Origin of the sequence: Kineococcus sp. GCM10028916 (assembly GCF_042674865.1) — a bacterium.
Lineage (GTDB): Bacteria > Actinomycetota > Actinomycetes > Actinomycetales > Kineococcaceae > Kineococcus.
This window is the reverse complement of sequence record NZ_JBHTFM010000016.1, coordinates 42,230-66,545: the sequence shown is the minus strand read 5'-3', so window position 1 is coordinate 66,545 and position 24,316 is coordinate 42,230. Positions and strand designations below refer to the sequence as shown.

Annotated in this window: 19 protein-coding genes; 16 read left to right on the top strand and 3 right to left on the bottom strand. The window is 73.4% G+C overall.

Going from position 1 to position 24,316, the window contains the following annotated elements:
* Position 1: 1 nt before the first annotated feature.
* From ACFQ46_RS14145 to ACFQ46_RS14135, 3 genes are all read left to right on the top strand, one after another.
* Entirely contained in the window at positions 2-802 is an 801-nt protein-coding gene (locus tag ACFQ46_RS14145; protein ID WP_380260053.1) for a methyltransferase domain-containing protein, read from the top strand.
* A 27-nt stretch (positions 803-829) separates the two neighbouring features.
* Entirely contained in the window at positions 830-2,056 is a 1,227-nt protein-coding gene (dinB, locus tag ACFQ46_RS14140) for a DNA polymerase IV (protein ID WP_380260052.1), read from the top strand.
* A 222-nt stretch (positions 2,057-2,278) separates the two neighbouring features.
* Entirely contained in the window at positions 2,279-2,674 is a 396-nt protein-coding gene (locus ACFQ46_RS14135; protein WP_328295682.1) for a DUF3040 domain-containing protein, read from the top strand.
* A gap of 113 nt (positions 2,675-2,787) precedes the next feature.
* On the opposite strand, the gene ACFQ46_RS14130 is transcribed toward ACFQ46_RS14135, so the two are convergent.
* Genes ACFQ46_RS14130 through ACFQ46_RS14120 form a run of 3 tightly spaced genes read right to left on the bottom strand, consistent with a single transcriptional unit; the run spans position 2,788 to position 7,437 of the window.
* Positions 2,788-5,088: a transglutaminaseTgpA domain-containing protein gene (locus ACFQ46_RS14130; RefSeq protein WP_380260051.1), complete on the bottom strand. Its 2,301-nt coding sequence runs from the start codon at positions 5,086-5,088 to the stop codon at positions 2,788-2,790.
* Positions 5,085-6,410 carry a DUF58 domain-containing protein gene (locus ACFQ46_RS14125; protein WP_380260050.1) on the bottom strand — a complete coding sequence of 442 codons (1,326 nt, stop codon included), beginning with the start codon at positions 6,408-6,410 and terminating at the stop codon, positions 5,085-5,087. The genes ACFQ46_RS14130 and ACFQ46_RS14125 overlap by 4 nt, the downstream gene beginning before the upstream one ends.
* A gap of 7 nt (positions 6,411-6,417) precedes the next feature.
* The gene (locus ACFQ46_RS14120) at positions 6,418-7,437 is read right to left on the bottom strand and encodes an AAA family ATPase (RefSeq protein ID WP_380260049.1); all 1,020 of its coding nucleotides are present in this window, start codon (positions 7,435-7,437) and stop codon (positions 6,418-6,420) included.
* 443 nt (positions 7,438-7,880) lie between these two features.
* On the opposite strand from ACFQ46_RS14120, the gene mraZ reads away from it, so the two are divergent.
* The 13 genes from mraZ to ftsZ all read left to right on the top strand — a co-directional run bounded on the left by mraZ (position 7,881) and on the right by ftsZ (position 24,304).
* Positions 7,881-8,312 carry a division/cell wall cluster transcriptional repressor MraZ gene (mraZ, locus tag ACFQ46_RS14115; RefSeq protein WP_328295686.1) on the top strand — a complete coding sequence of 144 codons (432 nt, stop codon included), beginning with the start codon at positions 7,881-7,883 and terminating at the stop codon, positions 8,310-8,312.
* Positions 8,313-8,508: 196 nt separating this feature from the next.
* Entirely contained in the window at positions 8,509-9,666 is a 1,158-nt protein-coding gene (rsmH, locus tag ACFQ46_RS14110) for a 16S rRNA (cytosine(1402)-N(4))-methyltransferase RsmH (RefSeq protein ID WP_380162129.1), read from the top strand.
* Positions 9,666-10,112 (top strand): hypothetical protein, encoded by a 447-nt coding sequence (locus ACFQ46_RS14105; RefSeq protein ID WP_380260048.1) that lies wholly within the window; start codon positions 9,666-9,668, stop codon positions 10,110-10,112. Before rsmH ends, ACFQ46_RS14105 begins: the two co-directional genes overlap by 1 nt.
* Positions 10,113-10,167: 55 nt before the next feature.
* Complete coding sequence (locus ACFQ46_RS14100; RefSeq protein WP_380260047.1) at positions 10,168-12,075, top strand: peptidoglycan D,D-transpeptidase FtsI family protein; 1,908 nt, start codon at positions 10,168-10,170, stop codon at positions 12,073-12,075.
* Positions 12,076-12,157: 82 nt separating this feature from the next.
* Positions 12,158-13,726, top strand: a complete 1,569-nt coding sequence (locus tag ACFQ46_RS14095) for a UDP-N-acetylmuramoyl-L-alanyl-D-glutamate--2,6-diaminopimelate ligase (RefSeq protein ID WP_380260046.1) — start codon at positions 12,158-12,160, stop codon at positions 13,724-13,726.
* Positions 13,723-15,186: a UDP-N-acetylmuramoyl-tripeptide--D-alanyl-D-alanine ligase gene (gene murF, locus ACFQ46_RS14090; RefSeq protein ID WP_380260045.1), complete on the top strand. Its 1,464-nt coding sequence runs from the start codon at positions 13,723-13,725 to the stop codon at positions 15,184-15,186. The genes ACFQ46_RS14095 and murF overlap by 4 nt, the downstream gene beginning before the upstream one ends.
* A complete protein-coding gene (mraY, locus tag ACFQ46_RS14085) occupies positions 15,183-16,274 on the top strand; it encodes a phospho-N-acetylmuramoyl-pentapeptide-transferase (protein ID WP_380260044.1) in 1,092 nt (363 codons plus the stop codon). The genes murF and mraY overlap by 4 nt, the downstream gene beginning before the upstream one ends.
* On the top strand, positions 16,271-17,839 hold the full coding sequence (murD, locus tag ACFQ46_RS14080) for a UDP-N-acetylmuramoyl-L-alanine--D-glutamate ligase (protein ID WP_380260043.1): 1,569 nt from the start codon (positions 16,271-16,273) through the stop codon (positions 17,837-17,839). The genes mraY and murD overlap by 4 nt, the downstream gene beginning before the upstream one ends.
* A 1-nt stretch (position 17,840) precedes the next feature.
* Positions 17,841-19,166: a putative lipid II flippase FtsW gene (ftsW, locus tag ACFQ46_RS14075; protein WP_380260042.1), complete on the top strand. Its 1,326-nt coding sequence runs from the start codon at positions 17,841-17,843 to the stop codon at positions 19,164-19,166.
* Positions 19,167-20,255 carry an undecaprenyldiphospho-muramoylpentapeptide beta-N-acetylglucosaminyltransferase gene (murG, locus tag ACFQ46_RS14070; RefSeq protein ID WP_380260041.1) on the top strand — a complete coding sequence of 363 codons (1,089 nt, stop codon included), beginning with the start codon at positions 19,167-19,169 and terminating at the stop codon, positions 20,253-20,255. It abuts the gene before it with no gap.
* On the top strand, positions 20,252-21,643 hold the full coding sequence (gene murC / locus ACFQ46_RS14065; protein WP_380260040.1) for a UDP-N-acetylmuramate--L-alanine ligase: 1,392 nt from the start codon (positions 20,252-20,254) through the stop codon (positions 21,641-21,643). Before murG ends, murC begins: the two co-directional genes overlap by 4 nt.
* A gap of 110 nt (positions 21,644-21,753) precedes the next feature.
* Entirely contained in the window at positions 21,754-22,596 is an 843-nt protein-coding gene (locus ACFQ46_RS14060) for a cell division protein FtsQ/DivIB (RefSeq protein ID WP_380260039.1), read from the top strand.
* A gap of 253 nt (positions 22,597-22,849) precedes the next feature.
* Complete coding sequence (gene ftsZ, locus ACFQ46_RS14055) at positions 22,850-24,304, top strand: cell division protein FtsZ (RefSeq protein ID WP_380260038.1); 1,455 nt, start codon at positions 22,850-22,852, stop codon at positions 24,302-24,304.
* Positions 24,305-24,316 lie beyond the last annotated feature (12 nt).

Sequence of the window (24,316 nt, the reverse complement as noted above, 5' to 3'; positions counted from 1 at the left end):
GGTGGGGAGGCGCAGCACCGGCCGGACGAACCGCACGACCCTGGAGGAACGAGTGGCGAAGGAACGGGGCCGTCCCCGCACGTCGACGGTCCTCTGGGAAGGGGTCGCACGCCTGCTCGAGGCGGCTGCGGGGTCGGGAGGCCCGGGCAGCGCTGAACTCACCGTCGTCGACCTCGGTGGCGGCACCGGTGGGCTCGCCGTGCGGGTCGCCGCGCTGGGTCACCGGGTCGTCGTCGTCGACCCCTCGCCCGACGCCCTGGCCGCGCTGGAGCGCCGCACCGTCGAGGCGGGGTTGTCGGACCGGGTCCGCTCCCTGCAGGGCGACGCGTCCGACCTCGCTGCCGTCCTCGAACCCGGCAGCGTCGACGTCCTGCTCTGCCACGGTGTCCTCGAGGTCGTGGACGACCCGGCCGCTGCGCTCCGGGCCGCGCACACGGTCCTGCGCCCCGGGGGCCGGCTCAGCCTGCTCGTCGCGCAGTGGCCGGCCACCGTCCTCTCCCGCGTCCTCGCGGGTCACCTCGACCAGGCGCTGCACGTGCTCTCCGACCCCGACCACCGCTGGAGCGGGCACGACCCGCTGCGCCGACGCTTCGACCGCGCCTCGGCGACGGCCCTGGCCGAGGCGGTCGGGTTCGACGTCACCGCGGTCGAGGGAACCCGGACCTTCAGCGACGTCGTGCCCTCGGCCGGCACCGGGTCCGACGACGCCCTCGCCCTCCTGCGCGAGCTGGAGTCGCGGGCCTCGGCCTCACCGGAGCTGCTCGGCCTCGCCGGCCACCTGCACCTGCACGCGACCCGCTGAACCGCTCCCTCCCACGGGGAGGGGGCGGTGAGCCGCCGGCAGCTGCGGCGTCCCAGCGCGCCCGGTGGCTGGGGACTGGACGACGACGACTCCGGCTGCACGGTGCTGCACGTCGACATGGACGCCTTCTACGCCTCCGTCGAACTGCTGCGCCGTCCCGACCTGGTCGGCACCCCGGTCATCGTCGGCGGCGGCAGCCGCGGGGTGGTGCTGTCCGCGACCTACGAAGCCCGCCGCTACGGCGTGCACGCCGCCATGCCCATGGCCCGCGCCCGGCGGTTGTGTCCGAGCGCCACCGTCCTGCTCCCGCACCACGAGGACTACTCCCGGATCTCCGCAGGAGTCATGGAGGTGTTCCGGTCGGTCACCCCGGTCGTCGAACCGCTCAGCCTCGACGAGGCCTTCCTCGACGTCTCCGGTGCGCTCCGCCGTCTCGGCCGCCCGGCGCAGATCGGCGCGGCCCTGCGTGACCGGATCGCCGACGAGCAGGGCATCACCTGCTCCGTCGGGGTCGCCTCGACGAAGTTCGTCGCCAAGCTCGCCTCCGGTGGGGCCAAACCCGACGGCCTGCTGGTCGTCCCGCACGCCCAGACGGTCGCCTTCCTGCACGCGCTGCCCGTCTCGGCGTTGTGGGGGGTGGGGGAACGCACCGAGGAGGCGCTGGCCCGGCTCGGCCTGCGGACCGTCGCCGACATCGCCCACACCCCGGAGTCGACGCTGGTGCGCGGGTTGGGGGAGGCCACCGGCAAGCACCTGCACGCCCTGGCCTGGGGCCGCGACGGACGTCGGGTCGTGGCGGTCGCCCCCGAACGCAGCATCGGTTCCGAGGAGACGTTCTCCCGCGACGTCGACGACCCCCGGGTGGTGCACCGGGAACTGCTGCGGCTGGCCGAGCGGACCGCCTCGCGCGCCCGGGCCGCGGGGATGGCCGGACGCACGGTCGTCCTCAAGGTCCGCTTCGCCGACTTCACGACGATCACCCGGTCCCGCACCCTGCGCGAACGCACCGACGTCACCCGGGAGATCCACACGACCGCCCGTGACCTCTTCGACGCCCTCGCCCTGGACCGCGCCCGGTTGCGCCTGGTCGGGGTCCGGCTGGAAGGGCTGGCCGACGCCGCGACCCAGCCGCGGCAGCTGGTCCTCGGGGAACGGGCCCACGGGTGGCGCGACGCCGACGGGGCGGTTGACCAGGCGGGTGCCCGCTTCGGAGCCGGGAGTGTGAGACCTGCCACTCTCCTCACTCCCCGGTGATCGCCCGGCCCTGGGGAGCGTTCCCGGTGGCCATCCGGCACACTCGTCTGACCTGCGGTGGAACCGACTGCAGAGCTGCGTCGTTCATCCGGCAGAGGTACGAGACACGCCAACAGCACCACGGCACGACGGTCGGTACGCGACGATGTGGTAAGCCGAGTTTCGTCCGCAGCCGCGGGGACATATCCTTGAAGCTCAACGTGCGCACGCCAGGAGGTACAGGTGCCGCTCTCGGAACATGAGCAGCGTCTGCTCGAGCAGATGGAACGTGCGCTGTCCGCGGACGATCCCAAGTTCGCCAACGCCATGAAAGGTTCTCGTCACGGACGCGCCGCCAAGCGGCGCCTCTTCATCGGCATCGCTGCCGTCGTGGTGGGTCTCGTGCTCCTCATCATCGGGGCCAGCATGAGTCTGATCTGGCTGGGAGCAGGCGGTTTCATCGTCATGCTCGCCGGCACGATCTGGGCCTTCTCGCCGGCTCGGGGAACGTCGGGGACCGCCGCCGGACAGCCTCCCGCGAGTGGCCCACGCCCGACGCGACCGGCCAAGTCGCGGAAGAGCGGGTCCTTCATGGAACGCCTCGAGCAACGGTGGGACCGCCGACGCGGTCAGTGGTGATCCACGCCGCACCGAACCCGGTCCGGTGCGGACCACACGCAGAACACCAGGACGGGCGCCGCGAGATCCTCGCGGCGCCCGTCCTCGTCGTACCCCGGTGACCGGGGGACCGCTCAGTCCCGGTCCCACCACGCCAGCAGCCGACGCACCCCGGCCATCGGGAACAGCCGCGCCCGCCACCGCTGCCACCGCGACCGGCTCGCCGCCACGGTGTCGACCACGACGTCGACCTGGGCGCGGACCAGACGCCCGGTCTGGGCCGCCGTGCGCGACTCCACCAGCACCGAACCCGCCGCGGTGGGCCGGGAGCCGAAGCGGTTGCCCTCCACCGCCGCGCGCATCCGCTGGACCTCCTCCGCCGCGGGCGAGCCGGGAACGGTGAACGCCAGCAACTCCGCCGCCCGCTGACGGGGCGTCGTCGACGGGGACCAGTGCACCCCCAGGTCGTGGACCCGTTCCTCCAGTTCCGACCAGGCCGCCTCCGCCGAGGAGCCGGTGTCGTGCACCCCGGCCCACCGCCGCCGCCCGGTCACCACCGCCGACACCCACGGCGTGAGGACCAGCAGCACCAGCAGCAGGGCCCCGAGGATCCATCCCCACGGCAGCGCGGCCACCCGGCCCCAGCCGGTCAGCGGCGCAGCGTCAGCCGCACCGCTCGCGGTCGCGGTCGAGGTCGAGGAGGTCGCCGTCGGGGAGGAGGCGGACGGCTCGGCGACGGGCGCCGAGGCCGAGGCGGACGGAGCCGCCGTCGGCACCGGGGTCACCGGCACCGTCCAGGACGGCGACCGACCGGTCCGGGTGGCGGGCGTGGGTTCGAAGCGGGTCCAGCCCACCCCCTCGAAGTACAGCTCCGGCCAGGCGTGCGCGTCCTGCGCACTGATCCGCCAGCTGGTGGTGCCGTCGTCGCCGCCGGTGGAGTTCTCCTGACCGGGCAGGAACCCGATGGCCACCCGGGCGGGGATCCCCAGCGAGCGGGCCATCACGGCCATCGCCGAGGCGAACTGCACGCAGAACCCCGACTTCTGGGTCAGGAAGTCCACGACCGCACTCGTGCCGCCGTCGTTGGGGGCGTCCGTCGAGTAGGTGAACCCCCCGGTGGAACGGAACCACTGCTGCAACGCGGCGGCCTTCTCGTACGGGTTGCTCGCCCCGCCCGTGACCTGCTCGGCCGTCTGCTGCACGACCGGGGGCAGGTCCTTCGGCAGCTCGGTGTAACGCGACTCGATGTCGCCCGGTGCCGCGGGGGCGGCCCGCAGCTGGTCCTCCGTCGGCGTCACCTCGAGGTGGTTCACCGTGTAGGAGCGGCCCCGGGTCGTCTCACCGTCGCCGACGACGTTGAGGCTGTCGGTCTCGTAGAGCCAGTCGCCGTTGATGGCGACCTCGAGGCTCGGGTACGGCAGCGGGAGGTACGTCTGGTCCAGCCCGCGCACCGAGATCGAGGTGGTGCGCACCGTCGAGGCGTCGCGCACCACCTCGGACAGGCCCGGCGCGGGTGACAACCCGTCCTGCACCCGCTGGCTGCGGGGGATGTCCGCCCCCGTGCTCGGCGCCCACGTCTCGCCGTCGAACACGTCAGCGGTCACGATCCGCAACGGCGCGGGATCGGGCTGGTCGGTCCGGTACGTCAGGATCGTGGCGTCCGACCGCGCGCCCAAGCTGGCCTTGAGGTTCAGGATCGGGTTGATCACCGCGATGGTGTCGCCCGGGCCGGTGTCGATGGTCAGCGGCCGTTCGTCCAAGCCCGGGACCGCCGCGGGCACGGCGATCGCGGCCACCAGCGCGACGGCCGCCGTGGCGCTCGCGGTCACCCCTGCGACCGAACGGCGGGCGGACCCGGCCGGGCGCACGAAGGCCCCGCGACGGTCGCCCGCCAGCAGCACCAGGAACGGGATGCTCGCGATCACGAAGGTGATCGCCCCGGAACCACCGGGGGCCAGGGCCAACGACACCGCCATCACGACGAGCAGCGGCAAGCCCGCCAGCGCGGGCCGTCGCAGGGTGACGGCGAAGAGGTCCACGGCGAGAGCCGTGAGCCCCGCACCCGTCACCAGCAGCAACCGCAGCCCCCGCAGGTCGACGGCCGGCACGCTGTAGCGACGGATGACCTGCACCCCGTCGGTGGCCAGCTGCACGAACCGGCCCGGGGTGCTGGTCGTGGGGACGACCCCGAGCAGGGTGGTGCTGCCGCCGAACAGCACGAGGAGCACCGCCAGCAGGACGAGGACCTGCACCCCGACGGCGAGCCCCCGACGACGGAACAGCCCCCGGACCAGCAACCCCGAGGCGGTCACGGCGCAGACCATCCCCAGGGCTCCGACGACCCACCCGGAGGAGACGACGAGCGGGCGCAGGGTGAGGACGGCGGCGGCGCTCGCGACTCCCGCCCACAGGGCGGTACGGGCACTTCGGGTCACGGGGCGACCTCCTGGTCGGTGAGCGGGGTCGTGTCGCTGACGCCGGCGGCCGTGCCGGAGGAGACCCCCGTCGGTACCCCCCGCGCGCCGGTGCGGGTCAGCCGGGCCCAGACGTCGGAGACGGGGTCACCGGGACCGGCGAGCGCGGTGCGCCAGCCGGCCCGGGCCAGGACCAGGTGCGCACGCTGCAGACCGGCGCCGTCCTCCGACGGACCGGGACTCGCCCAGGCCGCGGTCCGTTCGAGGATCGCCAGGGCGGGCACCCCGAGCGGACGCGCGGCCAGCAGCGGAGCGACGTCGTCCTCGTCGACGGCACCGAGGACCGCGACCAGCAGGGTGGACTCGGCGCGACCGAGGGCGGCGGCGGAACGCGCCAGCCCGTCCGGCGAGCCGGGCTGCAACCGGGCCAGCGAGCGCATCAACCCGCGGACGGCGGAGGTGTCGTCGAGCTCGCGCGGGGGGTCGAAGGCGCCGTCGTGCAGCAGTCGGACGCGGTGCCCGCGCCGGTGCAGGTGCACGGCGGCCGAGGCGGTCAGGCTGACCGCCCACTCCAGCGAGGAACCCGCGCCCCGGCCCGCGTGCGCCCCGGCCCGGCTGTCCAGCAGCAGCACCACGTCGGGGCGGCCGGGGTGCTCGTCGGAACGCACCATGACCGACCCGCGACGAGCGGTGGAGCGCCAGTGCACCCGACGCAGGTCGTCGCCGACGCGGTACTCCCGGATCGACACGTCGTCGGGGGAGGCGGCCGCCGAGGCGCTCGCGGACGAACCGCGGGCTCCACCCAGCTCGCCGAGGGTGAGGTCGGCCAGCGGGTGGACGCGGGGCAGGACGTCGAGGGTGACGCTCTCGCCGACGGTCCGGCTGGCCGTCAGGAGGCCGAACACGTCACGGGCGATCAACGTCGCCGGTCCGAGGGGGTAGGACCCCCGGACCTCAGCTCTCACCTTGTACTCGAGGTCGAGGGTCTGGCCCTCCCGGAGGCGCGGCACGGCGAGGCGCGCCGTCCCGCCGAGCGTCAGCGGAGCCTGGTCCTCCACGACGAGGCGCACGCCGGACCGCGACCGGCCGAGGACGGTCAACCGCACGGTGCTGGAGACCCCTGCCTCGACCAGTTCGGACTTCGACCTCGTCACGAGGTCGAGGGTTCGCGCGCTGCGCACCGACGACCAGCCGGCGACGACGAGGAGTACCGCCAGCAGGACCCCGATCCGCAGGATGTCGCGCTGCCCCAGCACGGGGGCGCCGATCAGCAGCACCACCGCGACGCCGGCGAAGGACCACCCCCGCGCGGTCGGGCGCAGACGCACCGGACCCTGGTTCACCGTGCGCTCACCGCGGCGAGGGGAGGGCCGTCGTGCGCAGGACGTCGGTGACCACGTCGGACCCGTCCCGGCCGGCGAGCAGAGCGTCCGCGGTCAGCAGCAGGCGGTGGGAGACGACGGGGACCGCGAGGGCCTGGACGTCGTCGGGCAGGACGTGGTCACGCCCTTCGAGCGCAGCCCGGGAGCGGGCCGCCCGCAACAGGTGCAGGGCGGCGCGGGGCGAGGCGCCCAGACGCAGGTCCGGGTGCACCCGCGTGCGCCGCACCAGGTCCACGACGTACTGCTTCAGTGCCTCGGCGGCGTGCACGCTGCGGACGGCCCGGGCGAGGAGCCGGACCTCGGCGACGTCCACGACGGGGCTCACGGCGTCCAGCGGGGCCGCTCCGCCGTGCTCGTTGAGCATGGTCAGTTCCGCGTCCGCCGAGGGGTAGCCCATCGAGATCCGCGCCATGAAGCGGTCGCGCTGCGCCTCGGGCAGCGGGTAGGTGCCGTCCATCTCCACCGGGTTCTGGGTGGCGAAGACGATGAAGGGCCGGTCCAGCTTCCAGGTGGTGCCGTCCACGGTCACCTGGCCCTCCTCCATGCACTCCAGCAACGCCGACTGGGTCTTGGGCGAAGCGCGGTTGATCTCGTCGCCGATGACGACGTTGGCGAACACCGCACCCGGGCGGAACTCGAAGGCACCGCGCTCCTGGTTCCAGATGCTCGACCCGGTGACGTCGCTGGGGAGCAGGTCGGGAGTGAACTGGATGCGGCGGACCGTCCCGTCCACGGCCCGGGCGAGGGTCTTGGCGAGCATCGTCTTGCCGACCCCGGGCACGTCCTCGACGAGCAGGTGCCCCTCGGCGAACAGGACGGTCAGCGCGAGGCGGACCGTCTCGTCCTTGCCCTGGATGACCCGGTCCACGGTCGTGGCGAGCGCGTCGGCGGTGCCGCGCAGGCGTTCCAGGGCCGCGGGGAGCTCTCGGGGGTCGAGGGCGAGGGGCTCGCCGGAGTGGCTGCCCGGGAGTGCGCTCGTCGTGGTCACGTGGCCTCGTCTCGTCGATGGGCGTCCGCGGGTGCGAACGTCCGGAGCCGCCGAAGGGTGCCCGAACCCCTCAGGTCCGAGCACCCCAGCGCGCGACGGCTCCACTCTGCCCCACGACACAGGCGCTCCGCCCGTTCACTCCCACACCCGTTCCCCCCACCTCCCTCCACCCCGCCACCCCCCGCTCCTCCACACCGCTCCACGACCCGCGCGGACCGCTCCTCGAAGGGCTCCCGGACGGCCTGGCGGGCCGTGCGCGCAGCGTGGCGAGCCCACGCCCCTCCACCGGCCCTCCCCGGCGCCCCACGCCTCTGACCTGCGTCGACGGCGCGATCGGACCGTCACTCCGGGTCGATGCACGTTGACCGTGGAGGAAAGTGGAGTACGGTGGAGGAGTCCGGTCCGCCAGGACTGGACGACGACCCGTCCGGGTGGGGGTGCGCGTGTTCCTCGGAACCCACACACCGCGTCTGGACGACAAGGGTCGACTGATCCTCCCGGCTCGTTTTCGGGACCAGTTGCTCGACGGGCTGGTCATCACCAGGGGGCAGGAACGCTGCCTCTACATCTTCCCCATGCAGGAGTTCCAGCAGATGCACGAGGAGATGCGGCAGGCGCCGCTCACCAACAAGGAGGCGCGCGACTACCAGCGCGTCTTCCTGTCGGGTGCCTCGAGCGAGCTGCCGGACAAGCAGGGGAGGGTCACGGTCCCGCCGCTGCTGCGCACCTACGCCGGACTCGAACGCGACGTCGCCGTCATCGGTGCCGGCGCCCGCGTCGAGCTCTGGGACCTGCCGACCTGGGAGACCTACCTCGACGAGGTGGAACCCGCCTTCGCGGGCCAGCGCGAGGAGGTCCTCCCGGGGATCCTGTGATCCCCGACCTCCGGATCGAGGTCGAGACACCGACCGTCGGCCGCGGCCTCCAGCCGCTCTGTCCCGCCGGTCCTGACGCCACTTCCCCGGCGCCAGGGCCGTCGGAGCACGAGCGGATGGGGACCGCGGCCGACGGCCGCCGCTCCGCAGGGGCAGCAGGAAGCAGTGGCACGCAGGAACCCGGGGGGTGACGACGATGGACGAGGACGACCCGCGGGGCGACGCGCAGGGCAGGGCGGACGACGCCGCCCGTCGTCACGCCTCCGTGATGCTGGAGCGCTGCACGCAGGTGCTGTCTCCGGCCCTGGGACACCCCGGCGCGGTGAGCGTCGACGTCACCCTCGGCATGGGCGGGCACGCCCACGAACTCCTGCGCCGCCACCCGGACCTCCGCCTCGTCGGGATGGACCGTGACCCGCAGGCCCTGGAACTCGCCGCCGCCCGCCTGCACGAGTTCGCCGACCGGGTCACCCTGGTGCACAGCGTCTCCGACGGTCTCGACGACGCCCTGGACGACCTGGGGATCGAAACCGTCGACGCGGTGTTCTTCGACCTCGGTGTCTCCTCGCTGCAGCTCGACGAGGTCGAGCGGGGTTTCTCCTACTCCCGCGACGCGGCCCTGGACATGCGCATGGACCGCGGCGCGCCCACCACGGCGGCCGACGCCCTCAACTCCTACTCGCACAGCCAGTTGACGCGGATCCTCCGGATCTACGGCGAGGAGCGCTTCGCCCCGCGCATCGCCTCGGCGATCGTCCGCGAACGTGAGCTGGAACCCTTCACCACCTCTGCGCGACTGGTGGACCTGGTGCGCGCCAACGTTCCTGCCGCCACCCGGCGCACCGGCGGCAACCCGGCCAAACGCACTTTCCAGGCGTTGCGCATCGAGGTCAACGACGAACTCGGCGTCGTGGAGCGGTCGCTGCCGGCGGCGTTCGAACGGCTCGCGCCGAACGGTCGGCTCGCGGTGCTGACGTTCCACTCCCTCGAGGACCGCATCGCCAAGAACGTGCTGCGGGAACTCTCGACGAGTTCCGCCCCGCCCGACCTGCCTTTCGTGCCAGCGGGTTCCGGCCCGCGAGCGGAACTCCTGACCCGCGGGGGGGAAACCGCCGACGAGCAGGAACTCGCGGAGAATCCGCGCGCCGCGTCGGCGCGCCTCCGCGCCGTGCGTCGCCTGCCCCGCGAAGATCGTGACGGTTCAACCGGAACGGACCCGGCGTCGAGGCGCCGGAAACGCACCGGTGGCCGAACCCCCGGGAACTCCGGTTCCCCACGAGAAGACCAGCAGTTCGAGACCGCAGACCACCTCGAGCCGGACGAGCCCGGCACGACCGACGGAAGGACGCCGTGATGAGCCAGCCCCTGATCGCGGCCCGGAACGCTCCGGTCCGCCAGCTCAAGGCGCGTCAGGACGCGGCCGCCGCCCGTCCCGAACTGCAGGTCATCACCCCGCCCGTCATCCGTCGGCTGCGCATCCCGCTCCCCGTCGCGTGCGTGCTCATGCTGACGCTCGGTCTGTTCGGGCTGCTCATGACGAACATCGCCATCGCCGGCGACGCCTACCAGATCACCGACCTGCAGGTCACGTCCCAGCGTCTCGCCGACCAGCAGCAGGCGGCCGCGGAGTCGCTGGCCGCGGCGTCCTCGCCCGGGCAGCTCGCGGCGAAGGCGCAGACGCTCGGCATGGTCCCGGCGCCCGACGCGGTGCACCTCACCGGGAGTTCCGCCGTCGGCGACCCGACACCGGCGCCGAAGGCGTCGAACCCTCCGGCCCAGGGTGAGACCCCGAGCAACTGACGGTCGACCCACCGACGCGTCACAAGCCCGCCCCGAAGTCCCGAGAGGTCACCGCGTGTCCCGACTCCGTCGCAACCGCTCCCACGGCTCCGGCGACGGCGCGCCACGTCCCGACATGAGGATGCGCGTCTACAGCGTCGGCGTCCTGTTCGGGCTGACGGTCCTCGGTGGTCGCCTCGTCCAGCTGCAGGGGGCCGACGCGTCGTCCCTGGCCGAGGACGCCCTCAAGCAGCGGACGTCGAAGACGAAGCTCTACGCCAAGCGCGGGGACATCCTCGACGACAAGGGCGTGGTCCTCGCGACCTCGGTCGAACGGCGGGACGTCATCGCCGATCCCTCGACGATCGAGACGTTCAACACCGACCAGACCGACGGGTCGAAGTACAAGGACTCCCTCGGTCAGGGGCCCGCCGGCGCGGCCGCGCTGCTGGCCCCGATCCTGGGGATCGACGAGCAGACCCTCACCACGAAGCTCACCAAGAAGCGCCCCAAGGACCGGTACGCCGTCGTCGCCGTCGGCATCACCCCGGAGTTGTGGCAGCAGGTCGCGGACGCGGGGGTCAGCGGCATCACCTCCAAGCGTCAGACCCAGCGGATCTACCCGACGGGATCGGCCTCCTCCACCCTGGTCGGGGTGCTCGGCACGCCCGTCACGGACGAGGAGACGGGGGTCGTCAGCGACTACCCCCTCGGCGGTCTGGAGCTGGCGAAGAACACCCTGCTCACCGGCACGGACGGCTCGATGAAGTACGAGCGCAGCCTCGGGGGCCAGGAGATCCCGTTGGGGGACAGGGAGACCGTCGAACCCGTCGACGGCACCTCGCTGCACCTGACCATCGACTCCGACCTGCAGTGGAAGGCGCAGTCGGCGATCGTGGCCAAGGTCGCGGAGACCGGCGCGATCTCCGGAACCGTCGTCATCATGGACAAGCAGCAGCGGCTGCTCGCCCTGGCCAGCGCCCCGAGCATCGACCCCGCGAACATGACCCGCTTCACCAACGACCAGCTGCTGAACACGGCGCTGACCGAGGCGTTCGAGCCCGGCTCGACGGCGAAGGTCGTCACCCTGGCCGCAGTCCTGGAGGAGCGGGTGTTCTCCGCGGACAGTCCCTTCACCGTCCCCGGTGAGCTGAAGCGCTCGGACAAGGTGTTCCACGACTCCCACCCCCACGGGGACGAGAAGCTCACCCTCGCCGGGATCCTCGCCCAGTCCAGCAACATCGGTACGATCATGGCCGGCGAGAAGATGAAGGCCGAGAAGATCTACGAGTACCAGCGGGCCTTCGGTTTCGGCAGCAAGACCACGCTGAACTTCCCCGGGGAGACCGCCGGCATCGTGGCGAAACCCGAGGACTACTCGGGGACCCAGCGCTTCACCGTCATGTTCGGCCAGGGGATGTCCGTCAACGCGGTCCAGGCCGCGTCGGTGTTCGCGACCATCGCCAACGACGGGGTCCGCATCGAACCGACGCTGATCGCCGGGACGTCGGACCCGAACGGGAACTACGTGGCCGGAGCGGCCGGCGATTCCTCCGTGGTGGTGAGCCCCGCGACGGCGAAGACGTTGCGGGACATGATGCAAGCCGTGGTCAGCGAGGAGGGGACCGCTGCCGCCGCGGCGATCCCGGGCTACCTCGTCGCGGGCAAGACCGGTACCGCCTCGCGCTACGACCAGGACCTCGGCCGGTACTCCGGCTACACCGCGTCGTTCATCGGACTGGCCCCGGCCGACGACCCGGAACTGGTCGTCGCGGTGATCCTGCAGGGTCCGAAGACCAACTACTTCGGGGGTTCGGCCGCGGGTCCCGTCTTCAAGGACGTCATGTCCTACGCCCTGTTGCAGCGCGGGGTGACGCCTTCCGCCGAACCGGCCGCCGACCTCCCGCTGACCTGGGGCGGTGACCAGGGCGCCGAGGCCGAGATCAGCCAGGGTGCCGTCGCGGACAGCACGGGGGCGCAGTGATCCGCCGACCGGGACGCACCGAGGACGTGACACGCAGGGCGAGCGGTACGGGTGCCCCCACGAGGACGGGTAGCCTCCCACCGTGCCGTTGAACGACGGCCCGGACGCTCTCGGCGCCCGCGGCCCGCTGAACCTCTCGGACGTCGCGCAGGTCCTCGGTACCTCGCTCGTCGGCGGTCCCACGACCCCTCCTGGACCCCCGGTGACCGGGGTGACCCTCGACTCCCGTCGGGTCGGCGCGGGTGACCTCTACGCGGCCCTGCCCGGCGCCAACGTCCACGGTGCCGCCTTCGCCGCGCAGGCCGCCGCCGCGGGGGCCGTCGCCGCCCTCACCGATCCCGACGGGGCCGGCCTCGTCACCGCCGCCGGTCTGCCGGTCCTCGTCGTGGACGAGCCCCGCGCGGTCCTCGGTGACCTCGCGGCGCGCATCTTCGGCCGTCCCGGCGAGCGCCTGCGCACCGTCGGCGTCACCGGTACGAACGGCAAGACCACCACCGCCTACCTGGTCGAGTCGCTGCTGCGCTCGGTGGGCTGGACCACGGGCCTGCTGGGGACGGTGGAGACCCGCATCGCCGGTGAACGCGTCGAGAGCGTGCGCACCACCCCCGAGGCGCCCGACCTGCACGCGCTGCTCGCCCGGATGGTCGCGGCGGGCGTGCAGGGCTGCGCGCTGGAGGTCTCCAGCCACGCCCTGGCCCAGCACCGCGTCGACGGACTCGTCGTGGACGTCGCGCTGTTCACCAACCTGTCCCAGGACCACCTGGACTTCCACGGGTCGATGGCCGACTACTTCGCCGCCAAGGCCCTGCTCTTCACGCCCGCCCACGCCCGGGCCGGGGTCGTCTGGGTCGATGCCGCGGACGAGGACCGGTGGGGTCCGAAGCTGGCCGCACGCGCGAGCGTCCCCGTCACGACGGTCGGGACGGGCGGGACCGACTGGCTGGTCTCCCGGGTCGACGTCGGCCGGGCCCGCAGCTCGTTCCGGCTGAGCCGGGGCGACGTCGTCCTGGACCTGGTCTGCCCGCTGCCGGGGGACTTCAACGTCGCGAACGCGGCGCTGGCCGTCGTGGCCGCGCTGCAGCTCGGGCTGGCCCCCGCCGAGGTCGTGGCCGGGCTGGCCGCGGCGGACGGCGTCCCCGGTCGGATGCAGCCCGTCCCGGCCGACGAGGACGCCCCGCTCGTCGTCGTCGACTACGCCCACACCCCCGACGCGCTCGAGCGGGTGCTCCGGGCGCTGCGGGAGATCACCCCGGGCCGCCTCGTCGCCGTCTTCGGTGCCGGCGGCGACCGCGACCGCGGCAAGCGGCCGTTGATGGGGGCCGTCGTCGCCGCCCTCGCCGACGTCGCCGTGGTCACCGACGACAACCCCCGTTCCGAGGACGCCGCGGCGATCCGCGCCGCCCTGCTCGCCGGGGCGGGGTCCGGGCCCGCCGAGGTCGTCGAGGTCGCCGACCGCGCCGACGCCATCGCGGCCGCCCTCGAGCGCTGCACCGGACCGGGGGACACCGTGCTGCTCGCGGGCAAGGGCCACGAGACGGGCCAGGAGAGCGCGGGCGTCGTGACGCCCTTCGACGACCGGACGGTCGCCGGGGCGGCGTTGCAGCAGTGGCAGCGGAGCAGGTCCGCGGCCCTACCAGGGGGTGTGTCGTGATCGCGCTGACCGCGGCGGAGGTGGCGGAACTCACCGGAGGTCGCCTCCTCGCCGGCACCGGGTCCACCGAGGTGACCGGACCGGTCGTCATCGACTCCCGGGCCGCCGTCCCCGGGTCCCTGTTCGTCGCGCTGCCCGGGGAACGGGTCGACGGTCACGACTTCGCCGCCGCGGCCGTGGCCGCCGGGGCGGGCGTGGTGCTGGCCGAACGCGCGGTCGACCTCGACCCGGCCGCCGCGCTGGTCGTCGTCGACGACGCGGTCGCGGCGCTGGGGAGGCTCGCGCGGGGCGTGCTCGACCGGCTGCGCGCCAGACCATCACACGCCGGAGTGGCCGGCCCGCTCGTCGTCGGCGTCACCGGCAGCCAGGGCAAGACCACGACCAAGGACCTGCTCGCGCACGTCCTCGCGCCCGGCGGTCCCGTCGTGGCCCCCCTCGGCAGCTTCAACAACGAGATCGGTGCCCCGTTGACCGTGCTCCGCGCCGACGAGGCGACGGCGTCGCTGGTGGTGGAGATGGGTGCCCGCGGGATCGGTCACATCGCCACCCTCTGCGCCATCGCCCCGCCCGACGTCGGCGTCGAACTGGTCGTCGGGTCCGCGCACGCGGGGGAGTTCGGCTCCCTCGAGGCGACGGCGCTCGCCAAGGGTGAACTCGTCGAGGCGCTGACCGCCGACGGTCTGGCCGTGCTGAACGCCGACGACGACCGCGTCGCCGCGATGGCGTCGCGGACCCGGGCCCGCGTCCTCACCTTCGGTCGCAGCCCGGGCGCCGACGTCCGCGCGGTGGACGTCGAGCTCGACGACCGCGCGCGGGCGCGGTTCACCCTGCAGCACGCCGGCGCCGCTGCCCCCGTCACGCTCCGGTTGCACGGCGAGCACCAGGTCACCAACGCGCTCGCCGCGGCAGCCGTGGCCCTCGGGACGGGCCGGACTCTCGCCGAGGTGGCGGCCTCGCTGTCCACCGCGGAGGACCTCAGCCCGGGCCGCATGCAGGTCGTCGAACGGGCCGACGGGGTCACCGTCGTCCACGACGCCTACAACGCCAACCCCGACTCGGTGCGGGCCGCGCTGAAGGCGCTGGTCGGCATGGCCACGACACCCTCGGGGACGCGGCGCACCTGGGCCGTCCTGGGCGAGATGCTCGAACTCGGCCCGGCCTCGCGCGACGAGCACGACGTGATCGGGCGCCTCGTCGTCCGTCTCGACGTCGACCAGCTGCTGGTCGTGGGGGCCGGTGCCCGCCCGATCTACACGGGAGCCGTCATGGAGGGCTCCTGGGGCGAGGAGGCGGCGTTCGCGACCGACGTCGACGACGCGCTGGAGTTCCTGCGGCCACGGCTGCGTCCCGGCGACGTCGTCCTCGTGAAGTCCTCGAACGGTGCCGGCCTCGCCCGGCTCGCGACCACCCTCATCAGCACCACGGACAGCACGCAAGCTACGGAGGCGTCGAACTCGTGAGGACCGTCCTCATCGCGGGAGCGTTCTCGCTCGTCGTCTCCCTCTTCGGGACGCCGCTCTACATCCGCTGGCTCGTCAAGCGCGGGTACGGGCAGTTCGTCCGTGACGACGGCCCGACGAGCCACCACACCAAGCGCGGTACTCCCACCATGGGCGGAGCCGTCATCATCCTGGCCGCGCTGCTGGCCTACGGGGCGGCGCACCTGTTCACGGGGTGGACCCCGACGGCGTCGGGGCTGCTCGTCCTCCTGCTCATGACCGGGCTGGGGATCGTCGGTTTCCTCGACGACTTCCTCAAGATCTCCAAGCAGCGCAGCCTCGGGCTGACGGCCCGGGCGAAGCTCGCCGGTCAGGGGATCGTCGGGATCGTCTTCGCCGTCCTGGCCCTGCAGTTCCCGGCGGCCTCGCGCGGCGGTGCCACCCCGGCGTCGACGCACATCTCGATCCTGCGCGACACCTCCCTGGACCTCGCCGTGTTCGGGGCCGTCGGCGGGACGATCCTGTTCGTCGTCTGGGCACTGGTCATCACCTCGGCGGTGAGCAACGGCGTGAACCTCACCGACGGCCTCGACGGCCTGGCGACCGGGGCCACGACGATGGTGCTCGCCGCCTACGTCCTCATCTGCACCTTCCAGTCCAACCAGAGCTGCTACACGCTGCGCGAGGTCGAGGCCCGCTGCTACGAGGTGCGCGACCCGCGCGACCTCGCCGTCGTCGCGGCCGCGGTGATGGGTGCCTGCTTCGGGTTCCTGTGGTGGAACGCCAGCCCCGCGAAGATCTTCATGGGCGACACCGGGTCCCTGGCCCTCGGCGGTGCCCTGGCCGGGCTGGCGATCCTGTCCCGCACCCAGATCCTGCTGATCCTGCTGGGCGGGTTGTTCGTCATCATCACGCTGTCGGTGATCCTGCAGGTCGGGGGGTTCAAGCTGACCAGGAAACGCATCTTCCGGATGGCCCCGTTGCAGCACCACTTCGAGCTGGCGGGCTGGGGCGAGGTCACCATCGTCATCCGGTTCTGGATCATCGCCGGGTTGTTCGTCTCCCTCGGCCTCGGGGTCTTCTACGCGCAGTGGGTGACGGGCGGATGACCGTGTTCGAGAGCTGGCTGGGCAACCCCAACCCGCGCGCCGACGACACCGACCGCGTGCGCGAACTTCGCCACCTGACCTCCCGCTGGTCCGGCCTGCGCACCCTGGTCACCGGTATCGGGATCTCCGGCTTCGCCGCGGCCGACGCGCTGCTCGAGGTGGGGGCCGAGGTCGCCGTGGTGGACTCCGCGACCGGGGAGACCCAGCAGGAGAAGGCCCGCCTGCTCGAGGTCCTCGGGGCGACCGTGCTGCTCGGACCCGAGCACGTCGTCACCCCGCCGCAGCCGTGGGACGCCTACGACCTCGTCGTGACCTCGCCCGGCTGGCACCCCGACGCCGAACTCCTCGTGGGGGCCGCCCGCGCCGGGGTCCCCGTCTGGGGCGACGTCGAACTCGCCTGGCGGATGCGTCCCGAGACGGGCGCCGCGCCGTGGCTGACGCTGACGGGCACGAACGGCAAGACGACCGTGGTCGAGATGGCCGCGGAGATGCTCCGCGCCGCCGGGTTGCGGGCCACCAGCGCGGGCAACGTCGGGACCCCGCTGGTCGAGGCCCTGCGCCACCCGCACGGTTTCGAGTTCCTCGCCGTGGAGCTCTCCAGCTACCAGCTGCACTGGCTGTCCACCGACGTGGAGAACTCCGTCCGCCCGCTGGCGGCCGCCGTCCTCAACGTCGCCCCGGACCACCTCGACTGGCACGGGTCGATGGAGGCCTACATGCTCGCCAAGGGCCGGATCTACCAGAACACCGAGGTCGCCTGCGTCTACAACGTCGCCGACCCGGTGACCGAGGACCTGGTCCGCGAGGCCGACGTCGTCGAGGGCGCCCGGGCCATCGGGTTCACCCGCGCGGTCCCGGGCCTGTCGATGCTCGGGCTGGTCGAGGACGTCCTCTGCGACCGCGCGTTCGTCGAGCAGCGCCGGGACAACGCCGCGGAACTCTGCTCCCTCGCCGACCTGCGGCCGGAGGGCTCGAGCGAACCCGTCCCCCCGCACACGGTCGAGAACGTCCTGGCCGCCGCCGCGCTGGTCCGGGCGGCGGGCGTCCCGCAGATCGCCGTGCGCGACGGGGTCCGGGCGTTCCGTCCTGCGCCGCACCGGGTCGCGACCGTCGCGGCGCCGAGCGCCGCGACGGGTGAGGTTCGCTGGGTCGACGATTCCAAGGCCACCAACCCCCACGCCGCGAACGCCTCGCTGGGGACGTTCGAGAGCGTCGTCTGGATCGCCGGCGGGGACGCCAAGGGCGTGTCGTTCGACGACCTGGTGACGACCCACGGGCCCCGGATGCGGGGCGCGGTCCTGCTGGGAGCGGACCGTGCGCTGGTGGCCGACGCGCTGCGACGACACGCGCCCGAGGTCCCGGTGGTCGAGGTGGACCTCCCGCAGACTGGCGAGGTGAGCGACCTGATGGATGCCGTGGTGGCCCGCGCCGCCGAACTCGCGCAGCCCGGCGACACCGTGCTGCTCGCCCCGGCCTGCGCCTCCTGGGACCAGTTCCGCTCCTACGGTCACCGCGGCGACGAGTTCGCCGCCGCCGTGACCCGACGGTTCCCACGGGGTTCCTGACGTGGCGGTCACGGGACAGGAACGCACCCGCCCGAAACCGCCGTCGGCCGGGAAGCGCGCGCCGAACTGGCGTCGTCCCGTCTGGCTGGACGCGACGGGGGAGTGGGTCCGCGACCGGGTCCGGTTGCTGGAGTCGCCGTTGGCGACCCACCACGTGCTGCTCGGGACCACGGCGATGCTCGTCGTCATCGGACTCGTCATGGTGCTCTCGAGTTCCAGCGTCGAGTCGCTGACCGAGAAGGGCACCCCCTACTACTACTTCCGCAACCAGGCGACGTTCGCCGTCCTCGGGGCCGTGGTCCTGATGATCGCGAGCCGGGTCCCGGCCCGGCTCTGGCAGCGGCTCGCGCTGCCCGCCCTGTTCGCGTCCGCGTTCCTCCAGCTGCTGGTCTTCGTCCCCGGTCTGGGCAAGTCCGTGGGCGGCAACCGGAACTGGATCCACGTCGGGTCCTTCACCGCCCAGCCCTCGGAGGCCGCCAAGGTCGCGCTGGTGCTCGCCCTCGCCCTCGCCCTCTCCCGACGGCGGGAACAGCTGGGTGAGCCGGGGAAGCTGGTCGGCGCAATGCTGCTCCCCGTCGGGCTCACGGTCGGGATCGTGCTGCTCACCAAGGACCTCGGGACCGCGCTGATCATGATGGTCATCGTGGCCGTCATGCTCTGGGTCGCCGGCGTCCCGGCGAAGTGGTTCGCCCTCGCCGGTGCGGGTGGGGCCCTGCTCGCGACGTTGCTGGTCGTGACCAGCGCCAACCGGGTCGGTCGCGTGAAGGACTGGCTCGTCGGCACGGCCGACACCCAGGGACTGTCCTGGCAGCCCGTGCAGGGCAAGTACGCCCTCGCCTCCGGTGGTTGGTGGGGTCTCGGTCTGGGGGCCAGCCGCGAGAAGTGGTCCTGGCTGCCCGAGGCCCACAACGACTTCATCTTCGCGATCATCGGTGAGGAACTCGGCCTGCCCGGGACGCTCACGATCCTCGCGCTCTTCGGCGTGCTCGCCCTGGTCACCCTCCGCCTGGTCCGACGTTCGGGGAACTTCTACGCGAAGCTCGCCGTCGCCGGTTTCGCCGCCTGGATCCTGGGCCAGGCGACGTTGAACGTGGCCGTGGTGCTCAGCCTGCTGCCGGTCATCGGCGTTCCGCTGCCCTTCATCTCGGCGGGTGGTTCGGCCCTGGTGCTGACGCTCCTCGGGATGGGCATCCTGCTCTCCTTCGCGCGGGCCGAACCCGGTGCGCCCGAAGCCATCCGGACCCGGGAGTCGGTGGTCGCCCGTTCGCTGGCCGTGCTGCCGCGCCGGACCCCGACCCAGCGCACGCGCACGACGAAGGGTTCCTGAGTGAACGTCCTGCTCGCCGGCGGGGGGACGACGGGCCACGTGGCACCGCTGCTCGCCACCGCCGACCGCCTGCGCGCCCGGGACGCGTCCTCGCGTCTGCTGGTGCTCGGCACCGCCGAGGGGATCGAGGCCCGCCTCGTCCCGCAACGCGGGTACGCGCTCGCCGTCGTCCCCCGGGTGCCGTTGCCCCGCAAGCCCTCAGCCGACCTGCTGCGGTTGCCCGGCAGGTTGCGCGCCGCCGTCGCCGCGGCGCGCACGGCCCTCGAGGACGTCGAGGCCGACGTCGTTGTCGGGTTCGGCGGCTACGTCGCGACGCCGGCCTACCTCGCGGCCCGCCGGGCGGGGATCCCCGTCGTGGTCCACGAGCAGAACGCGTTGCCGGGCATCGCGAACCGCCTCGGCGCCCGTTGGGCGAAGAGCGTGGCCGTGACGTTCCCCGGCACACCGTTGCCGCACGCCGTGCACACCGGGATGCCGCTGCGCTCGGAGATCACCGCCTTGGCCCGGGCGGGCGACCGGGCGGCGCTGAAGCGGGCGGCCCGCGTCGAGCTCGGCCTCGACCCCGACGCGCCGACGCTGCTGGTCACGGGCGGTTCGCTGGGCGCGCAGCGGCTCAACGAGGTCTTCGGGGCCTGCGCCGCGGAGCTCACCGCGGCCGGCGTCCAGGTGCTGCACGCCTCCGGGCGGGGCAAGCAGGTCCCGCTGGCCGTCGGCGCCGACGAGGGCCGCTACGTCGTCCGCGACTACCTCGACGGGATGGACACGGCCTACGCGGCGGCGGACCTCGTCGCCTGCCGCAGCGGCGCCGGCACCGTCAGCGAGCTCACCGCGGTCGGGTTGCCGGGCGTGTACGTCCCCCTGCCCATCGGCAACGGGGAACAGCGCCGCAACGCCGAGTCCGTCGTCGCGGCCGGCGGCGGCGTCCTCGTGGCCGACGCCGACCTCGACGCGGCGTTCGTGCGCGAGCGCGTCCTCCCGCTGGTCACCGACCCGCAGGCGCTGGCCGCGGCGGCCGCGGCGGCGGCGGGGTTCGGGATCCACGACGGTGACGAGAAGCTCGCCGACCTCATCGAGGCGGTGGCCCGGTGAGCGGGCTCGAGGACCTGGGGCGGGTCCACCTGCTGGGGATCGGCGGGGTCGGCATGTCCGGGATCGCCCGGTTGCTCCGAGGTCGCGGGGTCGAGGTCTCCGGGACCGACTCGGCCGCCTCGGAGACGCTGGAGCGGTTGCGGGAGCTGGGGATCGCGACCTCCGTCGGGCACGACCCGGCGAACCTGGGCGACCTCGGCGCCGGGGACACCCTCGTGGTCAGCTCCGCGGTCCGGGCGGGCAACCCCGAACTCGTGGCGGCCCGGGAACGGGGTCTGCGGGTGCTGCACCGCTCCGAGGCGCTGGCGGCCCTGATGGTCGGCCGCGCCGGGGTCGCCGTCGCCGGGACCCACGGCAAGACGACGACCTCCTCGATGCTCGGCGTCGCCCTCTCCGCCGCCGGGTTGGACCCGTCCTACGCCATCGGCGGCGAACTCACCGGGGGCAGCGACGGCGGCGCCCGGGACGGTTCGGGTCCCTTCGTCGCCGAGGCCGACGAGTCCGACGGGTCGTTCCGCGCCTACGCCCCCGTCGTCGACGTCGTGACGAACGTCGAACCCGACCACCTGGACCACTACGGCACCGCGGAGGCCTACGCCGCGGCCTTCGAGGAGTTCGTGGCCCGACTGCTGCCCGGTGGCCTGCTCGTCGCCTGCGCCGACGACGCCGGGTCCGCCGCGCTCGTCGAGCACGCCCGGGCCCGGGGGGTCCGGGTCCGGACCTACGGGACGGCCGGCGCCGCCGACGTGCGGCTCGAGGACGTCCGCCCGGGCGTCGCGCCCTCGGCGGTCCTGCTCGACGGGGCCGAGCGGCACGAGCTGCGCCTCGTCGTGCCCGGCCACCACAACCTGCTCAACGCGGCCGCCGCCTACTGCGCCGCCGTCGAGCTCGGCGCCGACCCCGTACCCGTCCTCGAGGGGCTGGCCCGCTTCGGCGGGGCCCGGCGCCGCTTCGAGCTCAAGGGCGAGGCCGCGGGCGTGCGCGTGGTCGACGACTACTCCCACCACCCCACCGAGGTCGAGGCGCTGCTGCGCGCCGCGCGACCGGTGGCCGGGGACGGGCGGGTCGTCGTGGTCTTCCAGCCGCACCTGGTGAGCCGCACGCGCACCTTCGCGACGGAGTTCGGCCGCGCCCTCGGCCTGGCCGACGAGGTCGTCGTCCTCGACGTCTACGTCGCGCGGGAGGACCCCGATCCCGACGTCACGGGTGCGTCGGTGGCCGACGCCGTCCCGCTGCCGCCCGGGCACGTGCGGTTCCTGCCGGACCGCTCCGCCGCGGCCGAGGTCCTGGCCGGCACCGTCCGCGCCGGCGACCTGCTCCTGACCGTCGGCGCCGGCGACGTCACCACGCTCGGACCCGAGGTCCTCGCCCTGCTGGCGGCCCGCTGATGCCCGCGCGTCCGACCCGTCCCCGCCGGCCCCCGTCGTCTCCGCCCGCCCCGGCACCGCGCGACGTCGAGGCGCCCCGGACGAGCGGCGCCCCGCAGCGACGTCGCGCGGTGCGCGCGGCCGCCCAGGCCCCGGCGCACGCCCCGCGGAAGCCCGCGGTGGCCCGTCCGCGTCCGGTGGAGGGGGGCGCTGCGGCCCCCGGACGCCCCGCCGGTCAGCAACGACCGCGGGTGGCCGACCTCGCCGGGGCTCGGCGCGCCCGCCGCCGCCGTCCCGGTCGACGCGCGATCGGTGTCCTGGTCGGTCTCGTGGTGGTCCTCGCCGCCGGTCTGTGGGCGGTGTTCGGTTCTCCGTGGTTGCGCGTGGACCAGGTCCGCATCACCGGGACCGAGCGGACCGACCTGGCCGCGGTGCAGGCCGTCGTGGACGGCCAGCAGGGGCGGGCCCTGGCCCGGGTGAACACCCGGGCGCTCGCGTCCGACGTGTCCTCCCTGCCGCTGGTGGAGAGCACCGACGTGACCCGTTCGTGGCCCTCCACGCTGCTCGTCACGGTGCACGAGCGGCAGGCCGTCGCGGCCGTCCCCTCGACCGGTGGGGGAGTCGACCTCGTCGACGGTGGGGGCACCGTCCTCGTCCACGAGGACGCCGCACCGACCGGTGTCCCGACGGTGGACGTCGACGTGGCGAGCGCAGGCAACGACTCCCTGCAGGCCGCCATCGCGGTGAACTCGACGCTGTCCACCGCGGTCCGTTCCAAGGTGGCGTCGATCTCGGCGACGACGCCGGACGCGGTCCGGTTCCGGCTGATCGACGGCCCGGAGGTCGTCTGGGGTGACGACAGCCGGCCCGAGCGCAAGGCCGAGGTCCTGCTCCGGCTGCTGCAGGACCCGACAGCGGCCGGGGGGAAGGTCCTCGACGTCTCGGCGCCCGACGCGCCGGCCGTCACCCCCTGACGCGGACTCCGCCACACCTCCACCAGGTGTAGTTCGCCGATCACACTGAGTCATATGTGCCCCTGATCCCAGATCCGTCCAGGGTGTTGTCGCGACACGCCGTGCCAGCTGTTGCAGTTCACCCGCTCTGCTCCCTACGGTCACCACCCAGCAGTAAGTGACATAACGTTGACCCTCTACTTGAGGGTCAGGGTTGACACCACAGCCCCATGAGAAGCAAGAACCCAGGCGAAAGAGGCGAGAGGCACTCACCGTGGCAGCTCCGCAGAACTACCTAGCGGTCATCAAGGTCGTCGGCGTCGGCGGCGGCGGTGTGAACGCGGTCAACCGGATGATCGAGGTCGGCCTCAAGGGCGTCGAGTTCATCGCCGTCAACACCGATGCGCAGGCGCTCCTCATGTCCGACGCCGACGTCAAGCTCGACGTCGGCCGTGAACTCACGCGCGGGCTCGGCGCCGGCGCCGACCCCGAGGTCGGCCGCAAGGCCGCCGAGGACCACGCGGAGGAGATCGAAGAGGTGCTCAAGGGCGCCGACATGGTCTTCGTCACCGCGGGCGAGGGCGGTGGCACCGGTACCGGTGGCGCACCCGTCGTGGCCCGCATCGCGCGCTCGCTCGGCGCCCTGACCATCGGTGTCGTCACCCGCCCGTTCACGTTCGAGGGTCGCCGCCGCGCGAACTCGGCCGAGAGCGGCATCGCGGAGCTCCGCGACGAGGTCGACACCCTGATCGTCATCCCGAACGACCGGCTGCTGTCGATCTCCGACAAGCAGGTCAGCATCCTCGACGCCTTCCGCTCGGCCGACCAGGTGCTGCTCTCCGGTGTCCAGGGCATCACCGACCTCATCACCACGCCGGGTCTCATCAACCTCGACTTCGCCGACGTGAAGTCGGTCATGCAGGGTGCCGGTTCGGCCCTCATGGGGATCGGTTCGGCCCGGGGCGACGACCGCGCCATCCAGGCGGCGGAGTCGGCGATCTCCTCCCCGCTGCTCGAGGCGAGCATCGACGGCGCGCACGGCGTCCTGCTGTCCATCCAGGGTGGTTCCGACCTCGGTCTCTACGAGATCAACGAGGCCGCCCGCCTCGTCCAGGAGGCCGCGCACCCCGAGGCCAACATCATCTTCGGTGCGGTCATCGACGACGCCCTCGGCGACGAGGTGCGCGTCACGGTCATCGCCGCGGGCTTCGACTCCGGCACCCCCGTCCGTCGCCGCGACGAGCGTGCGCTCGGCCAGGTCTCGGGTCGTCCGCAGCAGGGCAGCGCCGTCCCGCCGCGCACCACGCGTCCGGACACCTGGGGTGCACCGGTGGCCCCGGCCCAGCCGCAGTACTCCGAGCAGCAGCCCCCGGCCCAGCAGCAGCCCGTCCAGCAGCAGCCGGCCCAGCAGCCGCCCGCCCAGCAGCCGCAGGCCCCGGCGCAGCCCGCCTACGCGCAGGCTCCGTCGCGTCCCTACGGCCAGCAGGAGTACGCACCCTCGCAGTACTCCCAGCCGCAGTACGCCCCCTCGCAGTACGGCCAGCAGCCGGCACAGCACGCGCCCCAGCAGCAGCCCGCGGCCCAGCAGGCGCCGCAGGTCGTGCCCGGCGAGGACCCGGTCCAGGTCCCGCGGATCATCGAACTGCCGCAGGACACCGCGTCCGTGCGTCGTCCGGGACGTCCGCGTCCCGAGGAGGACGACCTGGACGTGCCCGACTTCCTCAAGTGAGGTCCGGGCGTC